This is a genomic window from Gaiella sp. (genome assembly GCF_039915195.1).
Taxonomy (GTDB): Bacteria; Actinomycetota; Thermoleophilia; order Gaiellales; family Gaiellaceae; genus Gaiella.
Genome location: NZ_JBDSNT010000032.1, coordinates 30,122 through 53,136, shown reverse-complemented (window position 1 = coordinate 53,136; position 23,015 = coordinate 30,122). Strand labels below are relative to the sequence as shown.

The following is a 23,015-nucleotide window of genomic DNA, read 5'->3' as shown; positions in this document are numbered from 1 at the left end:
CTACTGCAGGAAGCTCGGCAGCTCCGAGTCGTTGTTCGCGCTCCGCGGGGCTGCGGCTGCGGTCGCACCGAACGACGGAGTGAAGGAGCGACGGTGCCCACCACCGAGGCCCGTGGCGATCACGGTCACCCACACCTGCCCGTTGAGGCGCTCGTCGACGGTGGCGCCGAAGATGATGTTCGTATCGTCGGTCGCGGCGCCTCGTACGACCTCGGCTGCCTCGTTCACCTCGAGCAGCGTGAGGTCCTCACCGCCTGCGATCGACAGCAGGATTCCCTTCGCACCGACGATCTCCGTATCGATCAGTGGCGACTTGAGCGCGCGCTCGGCCGCCTCACGCGCGCGGTTTGCGCTCTCCGAGTAGCCGATTCCCATCAACGCCGACCCGGCGCCGGACATGATCGTGCGGACATCGGCGAAGTCGAGGTTGATCAGCCCGGGCATCGTGATGAGGTCGCAGATGCCCTGGACGCCCTGGCGCAGCACGTCGTCTGCGACCTTGAAGGCATCGACCATCGACGTCGTGCGATCGAGCACCTCGAGCAGCCGGTCGTTCGGGATCACGATCACGGTGTCACAGGCGGCGCGTAGCGCCTCGACGCCGGCGTCCGCCGATTGGCGCCGCTTCGTGCCTTCGAACCTGAAAGGCGTCGTCACGATGCCGACGGTGAGCGCGCCGAGATCGCGAGCGATCTTCGCGACGACGGGCGCCGCACCCGTGCCCGTTCCTCCACCTTCGCCGGCGGTGACGAAGACCATGTCCGATCCACGCAGTGCCGAGCGAACCTGGTCGTACGCCTCCTCGGCGGCCATGCGTCCGGTCTCCGGGTCGGCGCCCGAGCCGAGGCCCTGCGTCAACTCCTCGCCGATGTGGATCTTGACGGGAGCGTCGGAGAGGTTCAGCTGCTGCATGTCGGTGTTGACGGCGATGAAATCGACCTGAGCGATGCCTGCATCCATCATGCGGTTGACGGCGTTGAGTCCACCGCCACCGACACCGACGACGCGGATCACGGCGAGGTAGGAGGCGGCATCGCCTCCTACGTTCAGCCTCGGCGCGCCTTCGGGCATCGATGCGATGAACCTGCTTGCTGGAGGCTCATACGGCGGTTCGGGCTTCGCTGCCGGAGGAGAGGCTGCGGCCTTCGCGGCGACCGGCGCGCGAGCGGGCTTGGCCGGCGCTGCGACCGCTTCGGGCGGATCAGATGCCTCGGCCGAATCGTTCTCGCCCGGGCCGGCGCCTGTGACGAAGTCATGGACGTGCTCGACCGTCTCCTCGAGAGCGGCCTCATCTCGACGGCTCCTCGGAGGGGTCTCGGGCGCAGCGGGAGGCTGCAGAATCATGGTCTGCTCGTCGTCGGCCTCTGCGGCAGGCGGAAGCGGCTCCTCGGCGTCGTCGCCCTCCTGGCGCTGAGCAGCCTCGGTCGCGCGGAACAGCTCGGCGAGCGGCCCCTCACGCATGCTCGCGCGCTTCCGCGCCATGCAGCACCTCCTTCGCAAGCTCTCGATACGCCTCGGCCGCTGCCCCTGTCGGGTCGTAACCGAGCACGGAGCTGCCCTTGACCGGCGCCTCCGCGTACCGAACGGTCTTCCTGATTCGTGTCTTGAAGACGAGATCACCGAAGTTCTCCTCGAGAATCTCGACCGCCTCGCGTGCGTGCAGCGTGCGGCCGTCGTACATCGTGGGCACGATCCCCTCGACGCCGACGCGCGGGTTGAGGTTCTCGCGCACCATGGCAAGCGTGTTCTCGAGCTGCACGAGCCCACGCAGAGCGAGGTACTCGCACTGCACAGGCACGATCACGCCGGTAGCCGCGACGAACGCGTTGATCGTCAGCAGGCCGAGGGACGGGGGGGTGTCGATGAGAATGAAGTCGTACCGGTCGCGCACTTCGAGCAGCGCCTTCTCGAGCGATCGCTCGCGTCCGATCAGCGCAGCGAGAGCAAGCTCGGCGCCGGCGAGGTCGATCGACGCCACGGCCAGGTCGACCTCTCGCCGCTCGATCACGTCCGAGATCGGGATCTTGCGGACGAGGACATCGAACATCGAGGTCTCGATCGTGTCCGGGTTGAGACCCTGGCTCATTGTCAAGTTGCCCTGCGGATCGAGATCGACGAGGAGAACGCGGTAGCCCATCTCCTTGAAGGCAACGCCGAGATTCAGCGTTGTCGTCGTCTTGGCGACGCCGCCCTTCTGGTTCGCGAGGGCGATCACCCTCGTGCCAGTGGCGCCCGGCATCGATGCCTTCGGAACGATTGCGGGCGCAGCCGCCGCAATCGGAGCCGTCGGGATCTCGGCAAGCGGCTCGTCGACAGCCACGGGTGCCTCGGGAAGGGGGAGGTCGTCCGCGAAGGTTTCGGGCTCGTCCGAAGGTACGGAATCGGGGCCGCTCATGGCGACATCGAGCTCGTGGTCGACCGTGGCGCTCTGACCGCGCGACGAGGAACGTGGAAGCAAGCGGACAAATCCCATTGCGCCTCGTTCACCGCGGTCCCCCGCTCTCCTTCAATCAATCCTCGCCATCCCAGTAGTCGACTTGCTCGAGTCTTCCGATCACGCCGACGCCACGGAAGCTGATCTTCCCCGACCGCGGGTAGTAACAGATGTCGTTCGGGTCGGAGGTTCCGAAGGCCAGCAGAGTCGCTCCGCGAGCACCCGCGCGAATCGCGTGCGGCCGCTGCGACCCCGCCGGACGCGCGATCGTGCACCCGGCGTGCACCGGGAACTCCTCGATCTCGCCCCCGTCGCGCGGGCTCGGGTAGAGCATCACCGTTCCGTCGCCTTCGAGGACGACGAAGAGCTCCTCCTCGGAGGAGTGCACGTGGGGCGGATTCATCAGCATCCCCGGCTCCACGACGTAGTGCGAGAGACCAACGCGCTCCGAGCCTGCGGCGGCCCCGAGCCCACGGACCTCGCTCGACACAGTTCCCCCCGCTCTCTGCCGCTGCCGTGGCCGGACGTCGTTCACGTTGACGATGCGCGGCGGTCGCTCGGAGAGCTCCTCCCACACCGGAGGCCCGGCTGCGGCCTCCCGCGCCCAGGGATGATCCTCTGGAGCGCCCTGGAGAACCCATGTCGGCCCGAGCCAGGAGACGCCGGCCCGCGGTAGCAGCGTGTTCGCGGGGTAGTGGCGCTGGCCGAACGCAAGCACGACGAGGCCCTCATCCCCGGCGCCGATCGTGTGCGCGTACTCGCAGGCGAGGTGCGAGAGGCAATCCCCTGGGCCGACCGCGAAGGCCTCCTCTTTCTCTCCGTCCCACTGCAGGGAGATGCCGCTCCCCGAGAGCACGTAGAAGATCTCCTCCTCCGAGCCCTCGAGATGCAGAGGTGTAGCCCACTTCCCGGGATCGACGGAAATCCGCCGTACACCGGCCATCACCGAATGGGTGCCAGCCAGATCCTGCCAGGTAGCCGCGATGTGACCGCGTTCCCTCTGGCTGCCCTCGATCTCATGCCAGTCGGTGATCACCCCTCCCAGTCTAGGTGACCGGCGGTCGCCTGGAGGGTCCGCCCTCCGAGAGGCCGGGGATCAGACCGCCACGGGATCGCGCGCGAGCGCCGCGCGGAGCCGGACGACGGCGTCGTCGGCGGAATCACCTCCTTCGACCCGAACCCATGCCTCGGCATCGCGGAGCAATCCTCGTACCTCCTCGAGGAGTTGTGCCGGACTCGCCGCTGAGCGATCGAGAGCTTCGATCCGCTCGAGCCGTTCGATCACTCTGCGCGCCTCTTCCATGTCGAAGAGGCTACGGGGGAACCTGTGCCGTGACTGTTTCGCCTGTGTGTCAGTCCTGTGCCGCGTCGGCGGCGGCGGCGATGTTCTTCAGCATCCCTCCGAAGATGTACCCGTGGAATGGCCAGAGCGCGTACCAGTAGGCGAGACCAAAAAGCCCGGCCGGATCGAAGATCGCGGTCTGGGAGATGATGGACCCAGAACCGTCCTCGGTCGGCGAGACCTCGAACTGCAGCCAGGCGCGCCCGGGCACCTTCATCTCTGCGCTCAGGCGAAGCAGCCTGTCCGGCTCGATCGCGTCGACCCGCCAGAAATCGACGGTATCCCCGACCCGAAGGCCGACCGGGTCGCGTCGTCCACGGCGCAAGCCCGGACCTCCGACAAGGACATCGAGCAGCCCCCGCAGCCGCCAGAGAAGCGCGCCCTTGTACCAGCCCGTCCGTCCTCCGATCGCCTGGATCGGGGAGAACGCTGCCGACGTTGTCGTGCCGACCACAACCGAGCGCGAATCGATGAGACGCGATCCGCGACGCACACCTCCGTAAGGCGGCCTCTCGGCGAACACCTCGTCGGACCAGCGCGTTTCGGCGATCGCCTGATCCTCGAAGACGAGCGCGCGCGCGATCGCGTCGCGCACACCGCGGGGAATCACGGGGAACACGTCGAGCGCACGAGCGTCCTTTACAACAGTCTCGTTCCGGAGTGAATCCACGAGCTTGCGACCAACTCCGGCGTACACCGGTGTGACGAGCCACAGCCACAGGCTCGACAGGCGCGGGGTCAGAACCGGCACCGGGATCATCGTGCGATGAAGATCCCGCTGCGCGGCATACTCTCGCATCAGCTCGAGGTACGTCACGCGATCCGCGCCACCGATCTCGAAAACCTCGGCCCCCTCTGGATCGAAGTCGAGAGCAGCGAGCAGGTACGCGAGCACGTCTTCGATCGCGATCGGTTGCGCCCTGACGCGAACCCAGCGCGGAGTCACCATCACCGGCAACTTCTCCACGAGTGCGCGGATCATCTCGAACGACGCGCTACCCGAGCCGATCACGATCGAAGCGCGAAACTCGATCGTGGGAACGCCCGACGAGCGGAGGATCTCTCCGACCTCCTGGCGCGAGGCGAGGTGCGGCGAGAGGTCGCCGTGGCCAAGTCCGCCCAGGTAGATCACCTTCCGGACGCCTGCCGCCCGCGCCGCCTCGCCGAACGACCCGGCGGCGACGCGATCCTCCTCCGCGAAGGGGCGACTCGAGCTCATCGAGTGCACGAGGTAGTAGACGGTGTCGACGCCTTCGAGAGCGGCAACGATGGTCTCCGGCTTCAAGACGTCACCCTTCACGACCTCGGTTGTGGCCGCGACACTCGGTCTCAGGTACTCCGGTCGCCTAGAGACGCAGCGCACGCGCTCGCCGCGTGCCTCGAGCGCATGGAGCAAGCGGCCGCCGACATAGCCGGTGGCACCCGTGAGAAGTACAAGTCGCCCGGTTGCGATGGCCTCAGTCTAGTCGCAGGGTGTCAGGCGATCAGACGGCGAGGCGGAGGCCACGCCGGTCGCGCACGCCGAGGAGTGCCTCGTCGAGCTCCCGCAGCAGCCCGCAACGATCACCGTGTTGCAGTGTTGCGACGAGCACGCAGCGGGCGGCATCGGCGACCGCGTGAGTGCAGTCGTTTCCGGCAGCGAGATTCGTGAGATCGGCATGCATGAGCGAGCGCTCGGTCGGATCCGACTCGAGCAGGACGGCGGCGCGCAGCGGCCACGTTTCGCCGAGCGCAGCAGCAAACGTCGCACGCAGCTGCTCGGATCGGAAGGGCTCCTGCTGGAAGAGCGACAGCTCCCAGCGGTCGAGCGCCTCGGCAAGAGCGCTGTCGGTATCGGCCAGCGTGAGCCGCAGGAGGAGCTCGCCGGCGAGCGCTCCACGGAACGAGTCGAGGCGTGTAGCTTCGCCGGGGGGTTGGGTCGCAGCGATCGGAAGCACGGGCCTGATCCCGAACGGGCGTCCGTCGAGTGTCTCGAACAGCACGGGGCCCGCCGAGAGCGGCGCCGCGGTGGCAAGGCGGATTGCACTGACGGCGTCGGCGATCTCGGCTGGAGCGTCCGGCGGATCCTCGTCGGCGCCGAGAGCGGCTCGGAGCTCGAGCACGCAGAAGCGATCGGTCTCCCTCCCGAAGTCCTTCGGCATCATCGAGGCGGCCTCCGGCCAGTGGCGGGCGAGCTCACCGTCAGCGACGGGCCGAGCCCGCAAGCCCGGTGCGAGCTCGAACTGCGCCGACATCGAAAGCCCGACGAGAGGTGCAATCGCGGCGTACGTCCGCCGCTCGCCGTAGAGGGAGCGTTCGAGCTCCGCATAGGCCCGATCGAACGCGTCGTCGTCCCAGTCGAATCCACCGCAGGCCTCGGCAGTCGAGACGAGCAACCCCACCAGAATCGTACGGAACAGCGCCTCGTCCTCGGAAGGCTTCCGGCCCACGTGGGCGCGCGCATAGATCGCGGCAGCGGGCTCGCGCTGTAGCTCCTCGAGCGCGATGAGCGCGTCATCACGTCCGCGCAGCTGCGGCACTCGTTCCTCGACGAACGAGCGAACAAGCGGGCGGTACTCGTAGAGGGCAGGCCCGGCTCCGTGTTCGTGCTCGACGAAGGCGATCGGGAGGTCGGCGCCGTCGTCGAGCTCGCGGAGCAGGTACGCGAACGCTCCCAGAACGAAGCCGCGCAGTGACGAGTAGAGCTGAGGAGCTCGAGGAGCCATGCAACGGTCTACGCCTTCCGACGGTGAACTCCTGTTATCTCGCCACCGGCGACGGTCCCCGCTGGCATCCTGGACACCAGTACGCCGTCCGGTTCTCGTCGCCCTGGCCGCGGGCGCGGATGGCCTCACCGCAGCGCGAGCAAGGACGTCCGGTACGGCGATACACCGCGCGTTGCGGCCGCGCGTCGACGACAGCCGCCCGCATCGAGTCTCGAGCCCAGGTCAGCGCGGCAACGAGCTCCCCGTCGTCGACGGACTCGACCGACAGCCATGGAGAAAGACCGGCCTGCCAGAGGGTCTCCGACATCCACATGTTCCCGATCCCCGCCACGAGTCGTTGATCCTGGAGGGCTTCGCCGAGTAATCGACCAGAGGATCCGCGCCGGAGACGAGCTACGAGCGCCACCGGCTCCGTTGCGTCGGCGAGGAGGTCCGAGCCCAGGGTTCGGACGACACGCGCCTCGAGCGTGAGCACGGGCCCGTTCCACTGAGCCGCCTCGACCGCACCGACGCGCAGGACGAGCCACGGCGAACCTCGCCGCGTCTGGGCGGCCGGGCCGATCGTCCACCGCCCGGTCATCCTCAGGTGGCTGCGGAGAAGCACGCGGCCGTCGAACCGGAGGATCAGATGCTTGCCGACGGCCTCGACCGACTCGAGTCGTCGGCCGTCGATCGCGGCGGCGACCCCCGTCACGCGCCCGCGCGGGTTCGGGGACGACGCGCTGACGACATGGCCGACAAGCGGCTGGAGCCGTGCCGCGATCCGGTGGAGAGAGTCACCCTCGGGCATCGGCAACCTAGCCTAATGGCCGCTGAAGCGAGGTTGCACGTGCAAGCTTCGTTCGCTTTGAACCGCTTCAGGGACATGCACCTCGTGTGCTCGCGTCCTGCCGATCATGCAGGGTCCCGCGTTCCAACGAGCCCGACGACCCGGTGATCATCTACCATTCGTCCAGGATTCGTCCAATGACCGACCTCCTCCTCAACATCGCAGCGATCTCAAGGCGAACCGGCGTCGCCCCGGACACGCTCCGGAAGTGGGAGAGCCGCTACGGCGCCCTCCGCCCGAGCCGCACCGCGGGTGGCCAGCGCCGGTACGACGAGGCGGACGTCCAGCGCGTCGAGTGGCTCCGAGACCGCATCGCCGAGGGGTGGCGGATCGGTGAAGCAGCACGAATGCTCGATGCCGAGTCGTCCGCCCTCGACGACCCCGTGGCGTTGCGCGATACGCTGATCGCAGCGATCCGTGGAGTCGATCTGGGTTCGATCACCGCAACACTCGACCAGACATTCGCGGTGCTGCCGCTCGAACGAGCCCTCAACGACGTGGTTACGCCGGCTCTCCACTGGATCGGCGAGGCGTGGCATCGCGGCGAGATCTCGATCGCGCAGGAGCATGCAATCAGCGCGAAGGTTCGCGCGCATCTCACGAGCCTGATGGCGGACGCTCGAGCCGATGTGCGCGGTCTCGCCGTACTCGCGTGTGGTCCGGGCGAGTTCCACGATCTCGGGCTACTGATGCTCGCGGTTGCGCTCCGGGCAGACTGTTGGAGGGTCGAGTACCTCGGTGCCGACACTCCGGCCGATACGGCGATCGAGTTCGCAGAGAAGATCGGCGCGACGATCCTCTGCTTCAGCGCGGCGCGGGACGCGTCGCTCGAAGCGTTGCGCGTCTCTCTCGTCACGCCGACGAGTAGGTCGAACGTCCCGATCGTGATCGGAGGAGGTGCATCCACTCCCGAGCTCGCGCGGGAGCTCGGTGCGACCCACGTCAGCGGCGACCTCGGTGCCGCCGTGACCCGGCTCCGCCGCCTGGCCCGCGCGTGAGTCCCTGGATCCAGGCCGGCCTCGCAGGCGCCGTAGCTGCCACAGCCTGGGGTCTGGTCGAGCCGCTCGATCAGAAGTGGTTCCGATTCCCGTACTCGGACATCGCGATCCTCGGCAAGTTCGCTACTCGGGGGGAGCACTGGCGCGCGGCCGGCTGGGCGATGCACATCGTCAACGGCGCGGTCGCAGGACTCGTGTTCTGGGCACTATTCGAGTGGATCGGGACGAATGCCTTCTGGTTCGCGGTCGCGTTCGCAATGGTCGAGCATCTCGTCACGTATCCCCTGACCGTGCTCACCGACCGTTTCCATCCGGCCCGGGGAGCTCCGGAGCTGCCGGCGATGTCGAGATCGGGCCGGGCGTTCGCGCAGGCAACGTTCCGGCATCTCCTTTTCGGCGTCGTGCTCGGCGTCCTCGTCTCGATCTAGCCGCACTAGGGCCTGAGGACCGCGCGCCGCGGCCCTGCCAGGAATCCGGCCTCGACGAGCAACGCCATGGCCTCTGTCTCCGCAACCGGGAGACCGTCGAAGCGCTCGACCGCAAGGCGCTTCGCATGCCCATCGCGCACCCAGTCCGCGAGTGCACCGAGGGCCGGACGCAGCCACGCCTCCTCGGGCTCACGGAGCGGCACGAGCGTGCGTCCGCCCCGCTCGACGAACAGCGCGGCCGACCCACCGAGCAGGACGACGTGTGCGCCCGCAACCCTGGCTGCTCGCGCACCCGCCCGACGTGGCCACGGCAAAGCGGCGCCGTATGGCTGAGCCGGATCGGCCGCCGCGAGGACGAGCGCGTCCTCGTTCCCACCCGAGCGGAGCTCGCGGAGTCGCTCGACGGCGCCGGCGAGCGCGAACTGGGCACCACCGAGGCCCTCGACGAAGTAGCCGCGGCGACAACCGCCGATCGTCTCGAGGGCACGGAGCTCGCCGTAGACGGCACCGTAGCCTCCGGCGTGGCCCTCCGCGCGGACGCCGTCGCGCACGATAATGCCCTGCCGCTCGAGCAACAGCTCGGCGAGAGCGCGGCGATCGACCGTGGTCGGGAAGAGTCGCGACGTCAGCGACCAGCGGCCCTGAGTCGACGTCGACCCGGCAGCTCGCGTACGCGCAAACCGCCGCGGCCGCCGGTCTGCGACTGGTGTCCCGTACCGGCGCGCTGCCCGCAGTGGCGTCCATGCATCGTTCGTCACCTCCCCGGCCCAGACGAGCTCCCAGAGCGCCGGTAGCGCCACCTCGGCGTCGAGTCCGGTGCCCGCCAGGAGATCGGGCCAGAACTCGGCGGAGCGCTCGAGGGCCTCACGCAGATCCTGCGCCGCCTCGCCCTCGGGCGGCGGGGCGCCCGCAGGCGCACCGAGGAGTGAGGCGTCGGACCTGAAGTAGAGAGCAACCCGGTCGAGCCCCGCTCCCACCCACACCACCTCGCCCGTGGCACAGAGCGCGTCGAGCGACGCCGGCAGGTAGTCGGGAACGCGGCGACGCAGCACCTCGCTCTCCCACAGCGAGACTGGTAGAGGCAGGCCCTGGAGCGGGACGAGCGCCTCGCGGAGGCTCGCGCGGCGGTCGATCCCGTGCCAGGCGGGAAGGAAGCGTCCGAACGCCACCTGCTCCGCCGGCTCGACCTCGCGACGCAACGCGGCGAGTGAGGCTCGGCGGAGCCTTCGAAGCACGTCGGGGTCGCACCACTCCCGCTCGCTGCCGCCGGGGCGGAGCTCGCCACGCACGAGCCTGTCGGCCTGCTCGAGCGATGTGAGGCAGCCTTCGACAGCAGCGAGCTCGAGGCCGTAGCGATCGGCCGCCTCCGCCGTCGTGAACGGGCCGCGCGCCCTCGCAAAGCGCCCGAGGAGGACGCCGAGCGCGTCGGGCACGGTGCCGAGGAACGCCTCGGGGAGACCGCCTGGTGGCATCACACCGAGTGCGTCCCGAAACAGGCCCGCGTCCTCGATCGCGATCAACCGCTCCTCCCCCGCTAGGCGAACGCGTAGCGCTCGACGCTCGGCTTCCAGCACGGCCGCGTGCGCGGCGTCGACCTCGGTGTCACGGAGATCGCCCCGACGACGAAGGAGATCGTGCAGCTCGTCGGGGGATCGTGGGTCGCCCGCCAGTTGCGTCTCGACGTCGGCGAGCGCCGCGGGGTCGAGCAGGTCGCGCAGCTCCTCCTGGCCGAGCAGCTCCCGCAGCAGGTCACGGTCGAGCGACAGTGCCTGGGCGCGCCGCTCCGCGGCAGGCGTGTCGTCCTCGTACATGTAGGTCGCGACGTAGGCGAAGATCAGCGACGAGGCGAACGGCGAGGCCGACGCCGTCTCGACCTCGACGAGGTCGAGCTCACGGGTCTGGAGCCCACGCAGGACTCCCTTCAGCGCGGGCAGGTCGAAGACGTCCTGCAGGCACTCCCGGTACGTCTCGAGGACGATCGGAAAGGACCCGTAGTTGCGGGCGACCTGGAGGAGGCTCTGGGCCTTCAGGCGTTGCTGCCAGAGCGGCGTTCGCTGCCCCGGGCGGCGGCGCGGGATGAGCAGGGCGCGTCCCGCATTCTCCCGGAAGCGAGCGCCGAACAACGCCGTCTGCCCCAGCTCCTGGACGACGAGATCCTCGATCTCCTCGGGCGTCAGGAGGAGGTCGGCGATCGGCGGGGGAAGATCGGCCTCGGGGAGATGGAAGGCGATCCCGTCGTCCGACCAGATCGACTGCACTTCGAGCCCGAGCGAGTCCCGCAGGCGCGCACCGAGAGCCATCGCCCACGGCGCGTGAACCCTGGCGCCGAACGGAGTCAGGATGCAGAGACGCCAGTCACCGATCTCGTCCCGGAAGCGCTCGATCACGATCGTCCGATCGGAGGGGACGACGCCGCCGTTCGCCGCAGCTTGGTCTCTGAGATACGTGAGCAGGTTCTTCGCGGCGAGCTGGTCGAGGTGATAGTCGGTGCCGAGGCTCGCGAGCGCCTTTGCGTCGCTCAGGGCCACGATCTCGCGTGAGGCGCGGCCGATCTTCTCGCCGAGCTCGAACGGCCTCCCCACGCCCTCGCCCTTCCAGAACGGCACGGCGCCGGGTGCGCCCGGCGCGGGCGAGACCAGCACGCGATCGCGGGTGATCTCCTCGATCCGCCAGGTCGAGGCGCCGAGCATGAACGTCTGGCCCTGCCGTGCCTCATAGACCATCTCCTCGTCGAGCTCGCCGACGCGCCCGCCGCCCTCGACCTGAAACACGCCAAACAGCCCCCGATCGGGAATCGTGCCCGCATTCGTCACTGCCAGCCGTCGTGCCCCCTGGCGCCCCTTGACGACGCCCGCGGTACGGTCCCAGACGATCCGTGGCCGGAGCTCCGCGAACTCGTCCGAGGGGTAGCGGCCCGCCAGCATGTCGAGCACGTTCTCGAGCTGCGCACGGGCGAGGTCGGCGAATGGATACGCCCCACGCACGAGCTGGTGGAGGTCGTCGACGGAGATCTCGTCATCGGCGCAGATCGCCACGATCTGCTGGGCGAGGACGTCGAGGGGATTGCGTGGGATATGCGTCTCCTCGATCAGCCCCTCGCGCATCGCCTTCGCGACAACCGCGCACTCGAGGAGGTCGCCACGGAACTTCGGAAAGATCCGGCCCTTCGAGATCGCGCCGAGATCGTGACCCGCGCGACCCACGCGCTGCAGTCCGCGCGCAACCGACTTCGGGCTCTCGACCTGGATCACTAGGTCCACCGCGCCCATGTCGATCCCGAGCTCGAGGGAGGAGGTCGCGACGAGGCAAGGAATCTGGCCCGCCTTCAGCAACTCCTCGATTTCGATGCGCTGCTCCCTCGCGAGCGAGCCGTGATGCGCGCGCGCGATGTTCGCTTCAGCGAGCTCGTTGAGCCGAACCGCGAGCCGCTCGGCAAGGCGCCGGTTGTTCACGAAGACGATCGTCGACCGGTGCTGCTGCACGAGGTCGAGAACCGCGGGATAGATCGACGGCCAGATCGACCGCGCCGTAGCCTCGTAGCCCGCGGCCATCGCGACGTCGTCCTCGACGACATGCTGGCTGAGAGCCGGATTCGAGCCAGGCTCGCGCATGTCCTCGAGCGCGACGACGACCTCGAGGTCGAGCTCCTTGCGGGACCCGGCGTCGACGAGCTGAATCGGACGCCCCCCACCCACGAATCGTCCGATCTCCTCGAGCGGCCGCTGCGTCGCCGAGAGGCCGATGCGCTGGAACGGCTGCGTCGTCACGTGCTCCAGTCGTTCGAGCGAGAGGGCCAGGTGTGCCCCGCGCTTCGTCCCGGCGACCGCGTGCACCTCGTCGATGATCACCGTCTCGACTCCGCGCAGCATCTCGCGTGCCTGCGACGTGAGGAGGAGGAACAGCGACTCCGGCGTGGTGATCAGAATGTCGGGTGGGTTGCGCACCATCTGGCGCCGCTCGCGCTGGTCTGTGTCGCCGGTTCGGACGCCGACGCTCAGCGTCGAGGCGAGACCGACGAGTGGAGCTCGCAGATTGCGCTCGACGTCGTAGTTGAGCGCCTTGAGCGGCGAGATGTAGAGCAGTCGCAGCCCTTCACCCGGGCTCGCGTTGAGCCGGTCGATCCCTGTGAGGAACGCGGCGAGGGTCTTGCCGGAGCCGGTCGGCGCCTGCACGAGGACGTTCGCGCCGGTCGCGATCACCGGCCACGCTGCCTGCTGGGCGGGAGTCGGCCCGGCGAAGACGCGCTCGAACCAGGCTCTCGTCGCGGGCGTGAAGGCGGCGAGCGGATCCATCCAACAAGCGTAACGGGCCGCTCTCATGCCGGGCTGGCCGGGATAGGATCGAGGGATGCCGCAAGCCGAGGCACTCCACTTCACGGGCGACCCAGAGGCAGATGCGTTCCTCGCAGCAAGCCCACTCGCACTTCTGATCGGTTTCGTGCTCGATCAGCAGATCACGGTACAGAAGGCGTTCTCGTCCCCTCTCGAGCTGTCGAAGCGCCTCGGCGGCGCGCTCGATGCGACGGCGATTGCGGCCATGGATCCAGACGCTCTCGTGGAGGCCTTCCGCGAGAAGCCTGCGCTTCATCGCTTCCCCGCCAACATGGCGCGTCGCGTCCAGGAGCACTGTGCGTTCCTGGTCAGCGACTACGGCGGTGACCCCGCAGCGGTCTGGAAGGGAGCGAGGGACGGCGCGGAACTCGAGCGCCGACTGCTCGAGCTGCCGGGCATTGGCGAGATGAAGGCAAGAACGATGATGGGCGTGCTCGCGAAGCGCCTCGGCGTGCGGCCGGAGGGATGGGAAGCCTTCGCCCCGACGCATGAGAGCCTCGGCGATGTCGACTCGCCGGAGGCACTCGCCGAGTACCAGGCTGCAAAGCGTGCGCGCAAAGCGGCGTATCGCGCGAAGGAATCGACCTGACCGATGCCGATCGAGCTTCGAACGCTCACGGACGGCGGCCAGACTGCGACAGAGATAGCCCGTGAGGTCGCCGGCTTCATCGCCGGGGCACACGAGAGCCTCGACCTCGCCTTGTACGACGTCCGCTTCGAGACCGATGCCGGCGCACTCGTGCTGGCGACGCTCCTGGCCGCGAAGCAGCGCGGGATCACGATTCGTCTCGTCTACAACGTCGACCACCCCGGCCCGATCCCGGTGCCGCCGCCGCCCGAGATGACCCCCGCCGCGATCGAAGCGCTTCCTGTACCCACGCGCGGGATCGCCGGCATTCCCGACCTGATGCACCACAAGTACGTCGTGCGAGACGGCACCGACGTGTGGTCGGGATCGACCAACTGGACTGACGACTCCTGGAGCCGACAGGAGAACGTGATCGTGCGCGTGCTCGGCGCGCCTGCGCTCGCCCGGGCGTTCGCTCTCAACCTCGACGAGCTCTGGAGCACGGGCAAGGTCGAGAACACGGGCCGTGTCGAGCCGCGGCCCGTGACCGTCGACGGAGGGACGGAGGTTCGCGCCTGGTTCACCCCGGAGTACGGGGACACTCTCTCGCACCGCGTGGCGAAGTTCCTCGGCCGAGCGAGGAGGCGAATCCGGATCGCTTCCCCCGTGGTGACGTCCGGCCCGATCCTCGGCACGCTCGTCGAGGTCGTGAACGAGGGCCGATGTGACATCGCCGGTGTGATCGACGAAACGCAGGTCGATGAGGTGTTCCGGCAGTGGGCGACGAACGGCGTCAGCGCGTGGAAGATCCCGCTGCTGCGCACGATCCTGACGGGAGCTCCATTCTCGGGTAAACCCTCGACGCGCTGGACGCCGGAGTCACTTCACGACTTCATGCACGCGAAGGTCGTCGTCGCCGACGACGTCACCTTCGTGGGATCGTTCAACTTCTCGCGCTCGGGGGAGCGCAATGCCGAGAACGTACTCGAGATCCACGACTCCACGATCGCGGATCTTCTCGCTGCGTTCGTCGACGAGGTGCGGAATCGCTACCCCGCGACGACGCCCCCTCCGTACGAGGGATGAGCAGCCGCCGCCCGATGCCGAGACCTTCTCGGTGAGGGTCATCGCCGTGGGCGCAGCCGTCGTCGCAACGATCGCTGCCACTGCCGCGTGGGGGTCGCCGCTCCCTCCCGCTAAGGCGTGCCCCCTCTTCCCCGCGGACAACGTGTGGAACCGCCGTGTCGACACCCTTCTCGTGAGGTCGGGTTCGAGTGCGACGGTGGCGGCGATCGGCGGAACGAAGACGATGCATGCCGACTTCGGTGCGGGTCTCTGGAATGGTGGCCCCATCGGCATCCCGATCACCGTCGTCGGCAAGGCCCAACGCAAGAGCAGGGTGACGTTCGAGTATGCGGGCGAGTCCGACAAGGGGCCATATCCGATCCCGCCCGACGTTCGCATCGAAGGCGGACCTTCCTCGAGAGGCGATCGACACGCCCTGATCGTCGACCGCGATGCGTGTCGGCTGTACGAGCTCTACAACCTCCGTCGCCGGGGCGCGCGCTGGACGGCCGGCTCGGGAGCGATCTGGAACCTGCGCTCCAACAAGCTTCGCCCCGCCGGTTGGACATCTGCCGACGCGGCGGGACTGCCGATCCTGCCCGGCCTCGCTCGATACGACGAGGTGGCCCGAGGGCGGATCGACCACGCGCTGCGCTTCACGGTCTCGAGGACTCGCCGTGCCTACGAGTGGCCTGCACGGCATCACGCGAGCTCGCTCACGGATCCCGCGCTGCCGGCGATGGGCGCCCGCGTCCGCCTCAAGCGCGACTTCGACATCTCGGGGTTTCCGCGGCAGTCACGTGTCATCCTCCGGGCCCTCAAGGAGTACGGGATGATCGTCGCCGACAATGGCTCGGACTGGTACGTCTCGGGCGCGCCCGACCAGCGCTGGTCGAACGACGATCTTCACTCCCTCGGCAGCGTTCCCGGGTCGGCCTTCGAGGTCGTCGACACCTCGTCACTGCGTTCCTGACTCGTCTACGATTGGCCCCATGAGCGTCGTCGTCGCCGGAATCAGCGTTCCCGACCCGCTTGGAATCTCACTCACCGCCGTTGGCCCGAAGCCGAACACGCTCGAGGGCAACCCCATCGAATCGGTGCACGAGATCTACACCGAGGATGCGCTCCAGGTCGGAGTCTGGGAGATCACGCCCGGTTCGTTCACGACCGTTAAGGACGGCATCTCCGAGCTGATGCACTTCATCTCGGGCAGCGGCACGATCGTCGGAAACGACGGCACGACGACGGTAATCGCACCCGGCGTCGTCCTGATCACACCCGACGGCTGGTCGGGTACCTGGCACATCAGCGAGACCGCACGCAAGGTCTACGCCATCGTTCCCACACGCTGATCTCCCGACGGAGCTCCCGAGCGAGCCGCCGCGGGGGCTCGGGAGGTTCTCGTCGCAGTAAGCTGCCCCCGTGATCCTCGACAACGGCGTCATCCGGACTCTCGACCCGTCGCTGCCGAGGGCCGGGGCGCTCGCGATCGCCGGGCCGATCGTCGCTGGAGGCGTCGGAACCCACGAGTGGATGCTGCCGACTCCCGAGCGGGTCGACCTCGCAGGGCGCTGCGTCCTCCCGGCGTTCACGGACTCCCACGTGCACTTCCCGACGTGGGCGCTCGCGCGCCATGACGTACGACTCGAGCAGGCTGCGTCCGTTGGGGCGGCACTCGCACTCGTCGCCGCGCATCCTCGCCGCGGCAGCTGGATCCGGGGTACCGGCTGGCGGGATGCAGCCTGGCCCGATCGGCCCACCGCTGCAGCACTCGACACGGTGACAGGGTCGACGCCGACCGCGCTGTGGTCGAAGGACTACCACTCCCTCTGGCTCAACTCGGCCGCGCTCGCCGTCGCTGGCGGCGACCTGGACGTGCGCGGGGGCGTCGTGGAACGGGATTCCCAGGGAATCCCAACCGGAGTTCTCCGCGAGGAGTCGGCGTGGCGCTTCCGCGAACGGTTCGTCGAGATCACCGAGGATGAGTGGGTCGAGGCGACGCGCGAGGGGATCCGCGTCGCGAACGCCCGCGGGGTCGGCGCGATTCACGACAAGGACGGCTGGCTCGGAGCAGCGTCCTTCTTTTCCCGGATCCACGAGCGCGAGGGCCTCTCAATCCGCGTATGGCAGTCGATCCCGGCCGACCGGCTCGACGAGGTCGCAGGGCTTCCACTACCGGCGCGGATCGGCGACGACTTCCTCCGCCTCGGCTATCTCAAGACCTTCATGGACGGCACGCTCGGCTCCCAGACTGCGCTGATGCTCGACGGATCCGGGGTCGAGATCACAACCCGAGCGGAGCTCGAGGAGATCATCCTCCGCGGCACCGAGGCCGGATGGCCGGTCGCAGTGCACGCGATCGGCGACAGGGCGAACCGGAACGCGCTCGACGCGTTCGAGGCGACGCGACACGCCTGGGCGCCGCGCGGACTCCGGCATCGCATCGAGCATGCGCAGTGCCTCGATGCGGCCGATCTGCCGCGCTTCGCGGAGCTCGGGATCGCGTGCTCCGTGCAACTCTCCCACGCCGCCTCCGACCGTGACCTCGCCGACCTCTACTGGGGCGACCGCGCCGAGGGTGCGTACGCGTTCCGCAGCCTCTGGGACTCGGGTGCCGTCGTCGTCAATGGCTCGGACGCGCCCGTCGAGGAACTCGACCCTCTCGCAGGGATCCGCGCCGGCGTCCTTCGCACGATCGACGAGAGACCTGGTTGGCATCCGGAGCAGGCGCTCACCGTCGAGCAGGCGATCCTCGCATCGACCGTGACCCCCGCCTGGCTCGCAGGCGATGAACGCCGCCGTGGCAAGCTCCTGCCCGGCTTCCTCGCCGATCTCGTCGTCCTTTCACGCGACCCCTTCCTCTGCGAAGCGGACGAGCTCGAATCGGTCGAGGTCGTCGCGACGATGGTCGGGGGCCGCTGGGTCCACAATCCGCCGCCCTGGGATTGACCGACTCTGCCGGTATGCTTGGTCTCGTGGCTACTCGAACGATGCTCCAGGTGCACCAGTCCGAGACGTGCTCGGTGGCTGCGACTGCAGAGATCATCGGGGCCAAATGGACTGTCCTCATCGTTCACGAGCTTTCCGAGGGGGCGCGGCGGTTCACGCAGATCGAGCACTCATGCGCCGGCATCAGCCCGCGAACGCTCGCCGAGCGGCTGCGCTGGCTCGAGGCGGAAGGGATCGTCGTCCGCCGCAGCTTCGCCGAATCACCTCCCCGCGTCGAGTACGAGCTCACAGAGAAGGGAGCTGCCCTTCTCCCGCTGATTGCGGAGATGCGCCACTTCGGCCACGACTGGCTCGGCTGCGGGGTGCACGGTGCGTGAGGTGCTCCTGCCTGCACGCTTCGCGTGATCCTGAGGGCGGGAACCTAGGTCCCCCGTGACCCATCGCTCCAAGCGATGGTCAGGTCTGGCGAGCGTCAGCCCGTCGTCCGGGTCTCCGGTTCTCCCCAGACCCTGACGAGTTCAACGACCGTGGCGGCTGCAGCGGCCATGTCCTGCACGCTCGCCCACTCGCGGGTGGAGTGGTAGTTCTGCCCGCCGGTGAAGATGTTCGGCGTCGGTAGGCCCATCGCCGACAGACGGGCACCGTCGGTCCCGCCGCGAATGAGCGCGCGCACGGGCTCGACTCCCGCCCGCCGGATCGCGTCCTCTGCCGCCGCGATGACGCGAGGGTGCGTGTCGATCACCGGGCGCATGTTGCGATAGGTCTCCTGCACTTCGACCGTCACGCGCGCCCGCGGCTCGCGCTCCCCGACAGCCTCGGCAAGTCGACGGACGAGCGCAGTGTGCTCGTCGAGTAGAGCGTCATCGTGATCACGGACGATCAGCACCACCGTGGTCTCCTCCACACCGCCGCTGATCCGCGAGGGATGGATGAAGCCCTCCCGGTCATCCGTCGTCTCCGGTGACAACGCAACAAGGGGAAGCGAGGCGATGAACTGGGCTGCGAGCTTCACGGCGTTCACGAGTTTCCCCTTCGCCGAGCCGGGATGCGCGCCGCGACCACGGAACGTGACGCGCACCTGGAAGGCAGAGAACGTCTCGATCTCGAGCTCGCCGAGGCCTGACCCATCGAGCGTGTACGCCGCTTCCGCTCCGAACTTCTCGAGGTCGAAGTGATCGGTGCCGCGCCCAACCTCCTCGTCGACCGTGAACGCGACACGCACGGTGGCGCGCGGCTCGGGCGTGCCGATCAGATGTGCCATCGCCGCCATGATCTCGGCGACACCGGCCTTGTCGTCGGCCCCGAGCAGCGTCGTGCCGTCACTCGTGACGATGTCGTGGCCGACGCGTTCGGCGAGCGCGAGCTCCTCGGCCGGGTCGATGACCTGGCTCGGATCGCCGGGCAGCGTGAGAGCCTGACCGTTGTAGTTCTCGTGCACGATCGGCGAGACTCCCGTCCCGGGCGACTCCGGTGTCGTGTCGACGTGTGCGATCAGGCCGATCACGGGCGCGCCCTCGGTTCCCGGCAGAGTCGCGAAGACGTAGCCGTGCTCCGTCAGCTCGATGTCGTCGAGTCCGATCTCGGTGAGCTCGCTGACGAGGAGACGGGAGAGGTCGAGCTGCTTCGCGGTACTCGGATAGGTCGTGGAGTCCTCCTGCGCCTGCGTGTCGATCCGGACGTAGCGAAGAAAGCGCTGTAGGACGTCGTCCGAGAGCCTCGCGGCGAGCGGCGAGGAGAACGGGGCGCTAGCCAAGGTCAGCTAGATGCCGGTAGAGGGCGGCGGCAGCCTCGATCCCGAGCGGAAGGTACGACGTCGGGATGCGCTCGTTCGGGGAGTGGACGTTGGACTCGTTGAGAGAAAACCCCGTCAGCACCGTCGCAACGCCGCGCGACGCGAGCGCCGAGACGAGCGGAATCGCTCCGCCGGATCGAATCAGCAGAGGTCGGACGCCGAGAACCTCCTCGAACGCGTCGAGGCCGAGGACGATGGCACGCGCGTCCGATGGGATCAGTCCGGGCGGCGCAGCAGACAGGCGGGTGATCTCGAGCTCCGAACCTGCGGGAGCCGCTTCGCGAAGGAGGGTCTCGAAGGCGTCTGTGATGACGGCCGGGTCCTGGTCGCCGACGAGCCGGATCGAGACGTTGGCCTCGGCCGAAACCGCGATGACGGTCTTTTGCAGCACGGGCGAGCCGCCCTGGACGCCGTGCACGTCGACCGAGGGCTCGCCCCAGGTGCGGAGGTAGAACTCATCGGCAGCCCCGGGGTCAGCAGGCACCGAACCGGCGGCGGCGATCTCCGCTCGGCCGGCTGGAAGGGCCGCCCACCCCGCCACCTCGGCGTCGGAAGGTGGCACGACGCCGACTCGCAGTTCCTCGGGCACGCGTCCGTCTCGAGGGAGAACCGCCGAGAGCGTTTGCATCAGCGCATGCATCGCATTCAGGGAGGCACCTCCGTACATGCCCGAATGGAGGTCGCGCGTTCCGGTGCGAACAGTGACGTGGAAGTAACAGAGGCCTCGCACTGCGACGTTGAAGGCCGGGACGCCTCGCTCGATCATGCCGCTATCGAAGACGATCGCCGCGTCTGCCCCGCGCTCGTCGGCCGCAACCCAGTCGACGATCGAGTGCCCACCGATCTCCTCCTCCCCGTCGCAGGCGATCCGCAGGTTGACGGGGAGCTCACCCGCCGCTGCGAGAAGCCCCGCAGCTTTCAGGAGCATGTAGAGCTGTCCCTTGTCGTCTGCGATTCCGCGGGCGTACAGCCAGCCGTCGCGGTCGACGAGATCGAACGGCGGCGACGACCAGAGATCGAGGGGGTCGGGCGGCTGTACGTCGAAGTGGCCGTAGCAGAGGATCGTCGGCGCGGAGTCGGCGTTGTGAGAGGCCCGGACCTCCCCGATGACGAGCGGTCGCTTGCCCCAAGGGATCACGTCGGCGGCGCCACCTGCGCGCCGCACGCGCTCGGCCACCCATTCCGCCGCCGCGGCAACGTCGCCCTGGTGCGCCGGGTCGGCGCTGACAGAGGGGATCGCGATGAACTCGGAAAGCTCAGCGATCAATGCGTCGAGGGGCGGCATCTCCACGGCGAGGGCAGTCTAGCCACGCCGCGTCAACAGCCACGAGAAGGGAGGGGTTACGCGGAACCGTAGGTTCCCGGCTTCGGGTTCCACCCGAGGCGTGGACAGATGAACGAGTCGCTACGCGACGTCGCGCACGTTGCCGGCCTCGGCGAGCGCGCGCAGTTTCTTCAGGCTCTGATGCTCGATCTGGCGGATCCGCTCACGCGTCACGTTGAACGCACGGCCGACCTCGTCGAGCGTCTGGGGCTGCTGGCCGTTGAGGCCGTAACGAAGCTCGAGCACCTCCCGCTCTCGCGGCGAGAGTGACCCGAGAATCGAGCGTAGCGCCTCGCGCCGCAGGGTCACTTCCGCCGCCTCGTCGGGCAGCTGCGCGGTCACGTCGGTGAGGAAGTGGCCGAACTCCGATTCATCATCGTCACCGACAGGCTTCTCGAGCGACACCGGGGTCTGGGCCGAGCGCAGGATCTGCTCGACCTCGTCCACCGTGAAGTCGAGATCGTGCGCGATCTCCGCGATCGTCGGGTCGCGCGCCAACTCGGAGCGGAGCTTGCGCTCGCTGCGATGGATCTTGTTGAGCTTCTCGACGACGTGCACCGGCATCCGGATCGTGCGCCCCTTGTCGGCAATCGCGCGTGCGACGGCCTGCCGGATCCACCACGTGGCGTAGGTGGAGAACTTGAAGCCCTTTCGATAGTCGAACTTCTCGGCGGCCCGCACGAGCCCGATCGTCCCCTCCTGGATCAGGTCGAGGAACGGAAGCCCCTGGTTGCGGTAGCGCTTCGCGATCGAGACGACGAGCCGGAGATTCGCCTCGACCATCGCCTGCTTCGCACTGTGATCGCCGAGCTCGATCCGCTTTGCGAGCTCCACCTCTTGAGCGGCCGTGAGGAGCGAGACCCTGCCGATGTCCTTGAGGAACAGCTGCAGCGTATCCGTGGAGATCTCGGCCTCGGCAGCCCACTCCTTCTCGGCCTCGGCCTCGCTTTGCTCGGTGCCGACGACGTCGACCTGCGCCTCCTCGAGAGCCGTGTAGAACTCGTCGAGCTGGGCGGTATCGAGATCGAGTTCGTCGAGCGCGAGGGCTATCTCCTCGGCATCGAGCTTGCCGGCACCCCGGCCGGCCTCGTAGAGCGTCCGGACTTCGAGCAGGTCGAGGACTCCTGCGTTGACAGGGGCTGCTGCCGTACCGCTCGAATCAGCTGCACTCAAGAACATCCCCCTTGGCGACCGAACAGCCCTGACGGTAGCCGTCGGACAGCCTCCAAGTCAAAGATTACGTCCGTTCCGCTCAAATGCCAGCGGCGCGCAGCTGCTCGAGATACTGCTTCGCAACCGCGACGAGCCGCGAGTCCGGCTCGACTCTGGCAACGAGCTCGAGCTGCCGGCGGGCCTCTTTCACCTGCCCCGACCAGAGGAGCAGGAGCCCGAGATGGAAGCGAACCGTTCCGGCTCGAGGAAACCTCCGCGAGAGCGGCCCGAGGCGGGAAAACGCGTCGACGGGGCGAGCCTTGTCGAACAGACCGACTGCCGCAGCGACGCGCGCCTCGGGATTGCTCGGATCGAGCCGCGCCGCCTGGGCGAAGATGCGTTGCGCGGAGCGCTGCCTCCCGAGCCGTTGCAATGCGACACCGTAGAAGAGCTGGTCAGCAACGGAACCTCCTCTTGCACGACGCTCGAGGGCGGCGAACTGGGACGCCGCCGGAAGCGCTCGGACGGCCCGAGGCACGTTCTCGACCGGAACGAAGAGCGGCAGGTTCCGGGCAAACTCGGGGTGGAGTAGATTCCCGGCGGTCACGGCGTACGCCGTGTCCGGCTCGAGCTCGGCAGCGGACTGCCACGCCGCCTTGGCGTCGGCCTCACCTGTCCAGTACCGTGCGATCCCGAGGTTGAGCTGGACGGCCGCACTCGTCGGATGCAGGCCCGAGAGCTCGGTCAGCCGTGCCAATGTGTCTTTCGGCCAATCGCTGACTGCCCGACCGATGCGCGCCTCGAGCGAGTCGTGGCGGGCGAACTGCTCCCCGGCCTCGGCCTTGCTCCCCGCCCCGTAGAGGCGCAGCGCCTCGCGGAGGTCGCGGGCCTCCCGGTCGACGCGAACTCCCAGGTCGAGTGACAGCGGCGGATTGCCCTCCCGGAGCTTGGGCCTCTCGCCAGCCGCGCCCGTGGGCTCGCTACCCGAGGCGGCGGTGATTCCGGCAACGGCACCACCGACGACGAGCGCCAGGGCGGCAACGACGAGGGTTGTTCTCCTGCGCACGGTCACGACCGAACGGTAGCCGCGCGGCGCTC

The 23,015-nt window shown here is 68.4% G+C and carries 20 protein-coding genes; 8 read left to right on the top strand and 12 right to left on the bottom strand.

Translation table 11 applies throughout. From position 1 onward, the window contains the following. From ftsZ to ABIR74_RS03175, 7 genes are all read right to left on the bottom strand, one after another. Positions 1 to 1,071 carry a cell division protein FtsZ gene (ftsZ, locus tag ABIR74_RS03205; RefSeq protein ID WP_348175183.1) on the bottom strand — a complete coding sequence of 357 codons (1,071 nt, stop codon included), beginning with the start codon at positions 1,069 to 1,071 and terminating at the stop codon, positions 1 to 3. A gap of 382 nt (positions 1,072 to 1,453) precedes the next feature. Continuing rightward, the gene (locus ABIR74_RS03200; RefSeq protein ID WP_348175169.1) at positions 1,454 to 2,473 is read right to left on the bottom strand and encodes a ParA family protein; all 1,020 of its coding nucleotides are present in this window, start codon (positions 2,471 to 2,473) and stop codon (positions 1,454 to 1,456) included. 37 nt (positions 2,474 to 2,510) lie between these two features. Continuing rightward, positions 2,511 to 3,470 (bottom strand): cupin domain-containing protein, encoded by a 960-nt coding sequence (locus tag ABIR74_RS03195; protein ID WP_348175168.1) that lies wholly within the window; start codon positions 3,468 to 3,470, stop codon positions 2,511 to 2,513. Positions 3,471 to 3,530: 60 nt separating this feature from the next. Beyond that, a complete protein-coding gene (locus ABIR74_RS03190) occupies positions 3,531 to 3,737 on the bottom strand; it encodes a hypothetical protein (RefSeq protein ID WP_348175167.1) in 207 nt (68 codons plus the stop codon). A gap of 49 nt (positions 3,738 to 3,786) precedes the next feature. Continuing rightward, positions 3,787 to 5,172, bottom strand: coding sequence for an SDR family oxidoreductase (locus ABIR74_RS03185; protein WP_348175166.1), 1,386 nt, complete (start codon positions 5,170 to 5,172; stop codon positions 3,787 to 3,789). Positions 5,173 to 5,260: 88 nt separating this feature from the next. Beyond that, the gene (locus tag ABIR74_RS03180) at positions 5,261 to 6,481 is read right to left on the bottom strand and encodes a hypothetical protein (RefSeq protein ID WP_348175165.1); all 1,221 of its coding nucleotides are present in this window, start codon (positions 6,479 to 6,481) and stop codon (positions 5,261 to 5,263) included. 34 nt (positions 6,482 to 6,515) lie between these two features. Beyond that, positions 6,516 to 7,271: a DNA-formamidopyrimidine glycosylase family protein gene (locus tag ABIR74_RS03175; RefSeq protein WP_348175164.1), complete on the bottom strand. Its 756-nt coding sequence runs from the start codon at positions 7,269 to 7,271 to the stop codon at positions 6,516 to 6,518. 176 nt (positions 7,272 to 7,447) lie between these two features. Here ABIR74_RS03175 and ABIR74_RS03170 point away from each other — a divergent pair, with 176 nt between their 5' ends. Next, positions 7,448 to 8,308, top strand: coding sequence for a MerR family transcriptional regulator (locus ABIR74_RS03170; protein WP_348175163.1), 861 nt, complete (start codon positions 7,448 to 7,450; stop codon positions 8,306 to 8,308). Next, complete coding sequence (locus ABIR74_RS03165; RefSeq protein WP_348175162.1) at positions 8,305 to 8,736, top strand: hypothetical protein; 432 nt, start codon at positions 8,305 to 8,307, stop codon at positions 8,734 to 8,736. The genes ABIR74_RS03170 and ABIR74_RS03165 overlap by 4 nt, the downstream gene beginning before the upstream one ends. 5 nt (positions 8,737 to 8,741) lie before the next feature. On the opposite strand, the gene ABIR74_RS03160 is transcribed toward ABIR74_RS03165, so the two are convergent. Beyond that, positions 8,742 to 13,028 (bottom strand): DEAD/DEAH box helicase, encoded by a 4,287-nt coding sequence (locus ABIR74_RS03160; protein WP_348175161.1) that lies wholly within the window; start codon positions 13,026 to 13,028, stop codon positions 8,742 to 8,744. Positions 13,029 to 13,083: 55 nt separating this feature from the next. On the opposite strand from ABIR74_RS03160, the gene ABIR74_RS03155 reads away from it, so the two are divergent. From ABIR74_RS03155 to ABIR74_RS03130, 6 genes are all read left to right on the top strand, one after another. Beyond that, positions 13,084 to 13,656 (top strand): HhH-GPD-type base excision DNA repair protein, encoded by a 573-nt coding sequence (locus tag ABIR74_RS03155; RefSeq protein WP_348175160.1) that lies wholly within the window; start codon positions 13,084 to 13,086, stop codon positions 13,654 to 13,656. 3 nt (positions 13,657 to 13,659) lie between these two features. Then, the gene (locus ABIR74_RS03150) at positions 13,660 to 14,721 is read left to right on the top strand and encodes a phospholipase D-like domain-containing protein (RefSeq protein WP_348175159.1); all 1,062 of its coding nucleotides are present in this window, start codon (positions 13,660 to 13,662) and stop codon (positions 14,719 to 14,721) included. A 31-nt stretch (positions 14,722 to 14,752) separates the two neighbouring features. Further along, positions 14,753 to 15,673, top strand: a complete 921-nt coding sequence (locus ABIR74_RS03145; protein ID WP_348175158.1) for a hypothetical protein — start codon at positions 14,753 to 14,755, stop codon at positions 15,671 to 15,673. Positions 15,674 to 15,692: 19 nt separating this feature from the next. Next, the gene (locus tag ABIR74_RS03140; protein ID WP_348175157.1) at positions 15,693 to 16,052 is read left to right on the top strand and encodes a cupin domain-containing protein; all 360 of its coding nucleotides are present in this window, start codon (positions 15,693 to 15,695) and stop codon (positions 16,050 to 16,052) included. 70 nt (positions 16,053 to 16,122) lie between these two features. After that, on the top strand, positions 16,123 to 17,649 hold the full coding sequence (locus ABIR74_RS03135) for an amidohydrolase (protein WP_348175156.1): 1,527 nt from the start codon (positions 16,123 to 16,125) through the stop codon (positions 17,647 to 17,649). A 26-nt stretch (positions 17,650 to 17,675) separates the two neighbouring features. Further along, entirely contained in the window at positions 17,676 to 18,026 is a 351-nt protein-coding gene (locus ABIR74_RS03130) for a helix-turn-helix domain-containing protein (RefSeq protein WP_348175155.1), read from the top strand. A gap of 95 nt (positions 18,027 to 18,121) precedes the next feature. Here ABIR74_RS03130 and pepT read toward each other — a convergent pair whose 3' ends face one another. The 4 genes from pepT to ABIR74_RS03110 all read right to left on the bottom strand — a co-directional run bounded on the left by pepT (position 18,122) and on the right by ABIR74_RS03110 (position 22,989). Next, positions 18,122 to 19,402, bottom strand: coding sequence for a peptidase T (gene pepT, locus ABIR74_RS03125; RefSeq protein WP_348175154.1), 1,281 nt, complete (start codon positions 19,400 to 19,402; stop codon positions 18,122 to 18,124). Then, positions 19,395 to 20,726: a M20/M25/M40 family metallo-hydrolase gene (locus ABIR74_RS03120; RefSeq protein ID WP_348175182.1), complete on the bottom strand. Its 1,332-nt coding sequence runs from the start codon at positions 20,724 to 20,726 to the stop codon at positions 19,395 to 19,397. The genes pepT and ABIR74_RS03120 overlap by 8 nt, the downstream gene beginning before the upstream one ends. Before the next feature lie 120 nt (positions 20,727 to 20,846). Then, positions 20,847 to 21,938 (bottom strand): sigma-70 family RNA polymerase sigma factor, encoded by a 1,092-nt coding sequence (locus ABIR74_RS03115; RefSeq protein WP_348175153.1) that lies wholly within the window; start codon positions 21,936 to 21,938, stop codon positions 20,847 to 20,849. Positions 21,939 to 22,017: 79 nt separating this feature from the next. Then, on the bottom strand, positions 22,018 to 22,989 hold the full coding sequence (locus ABIR74_RS03110; RefSeq protein ID WP_348175152.1) for a hypothetical protein: 972 nt from the start codon (positions 22,987 to 22,989) through the stop codon (positions 22,018 to 22,020). Positions 22,990 to 23,015 lie beyond the last annotated feature (26 nt).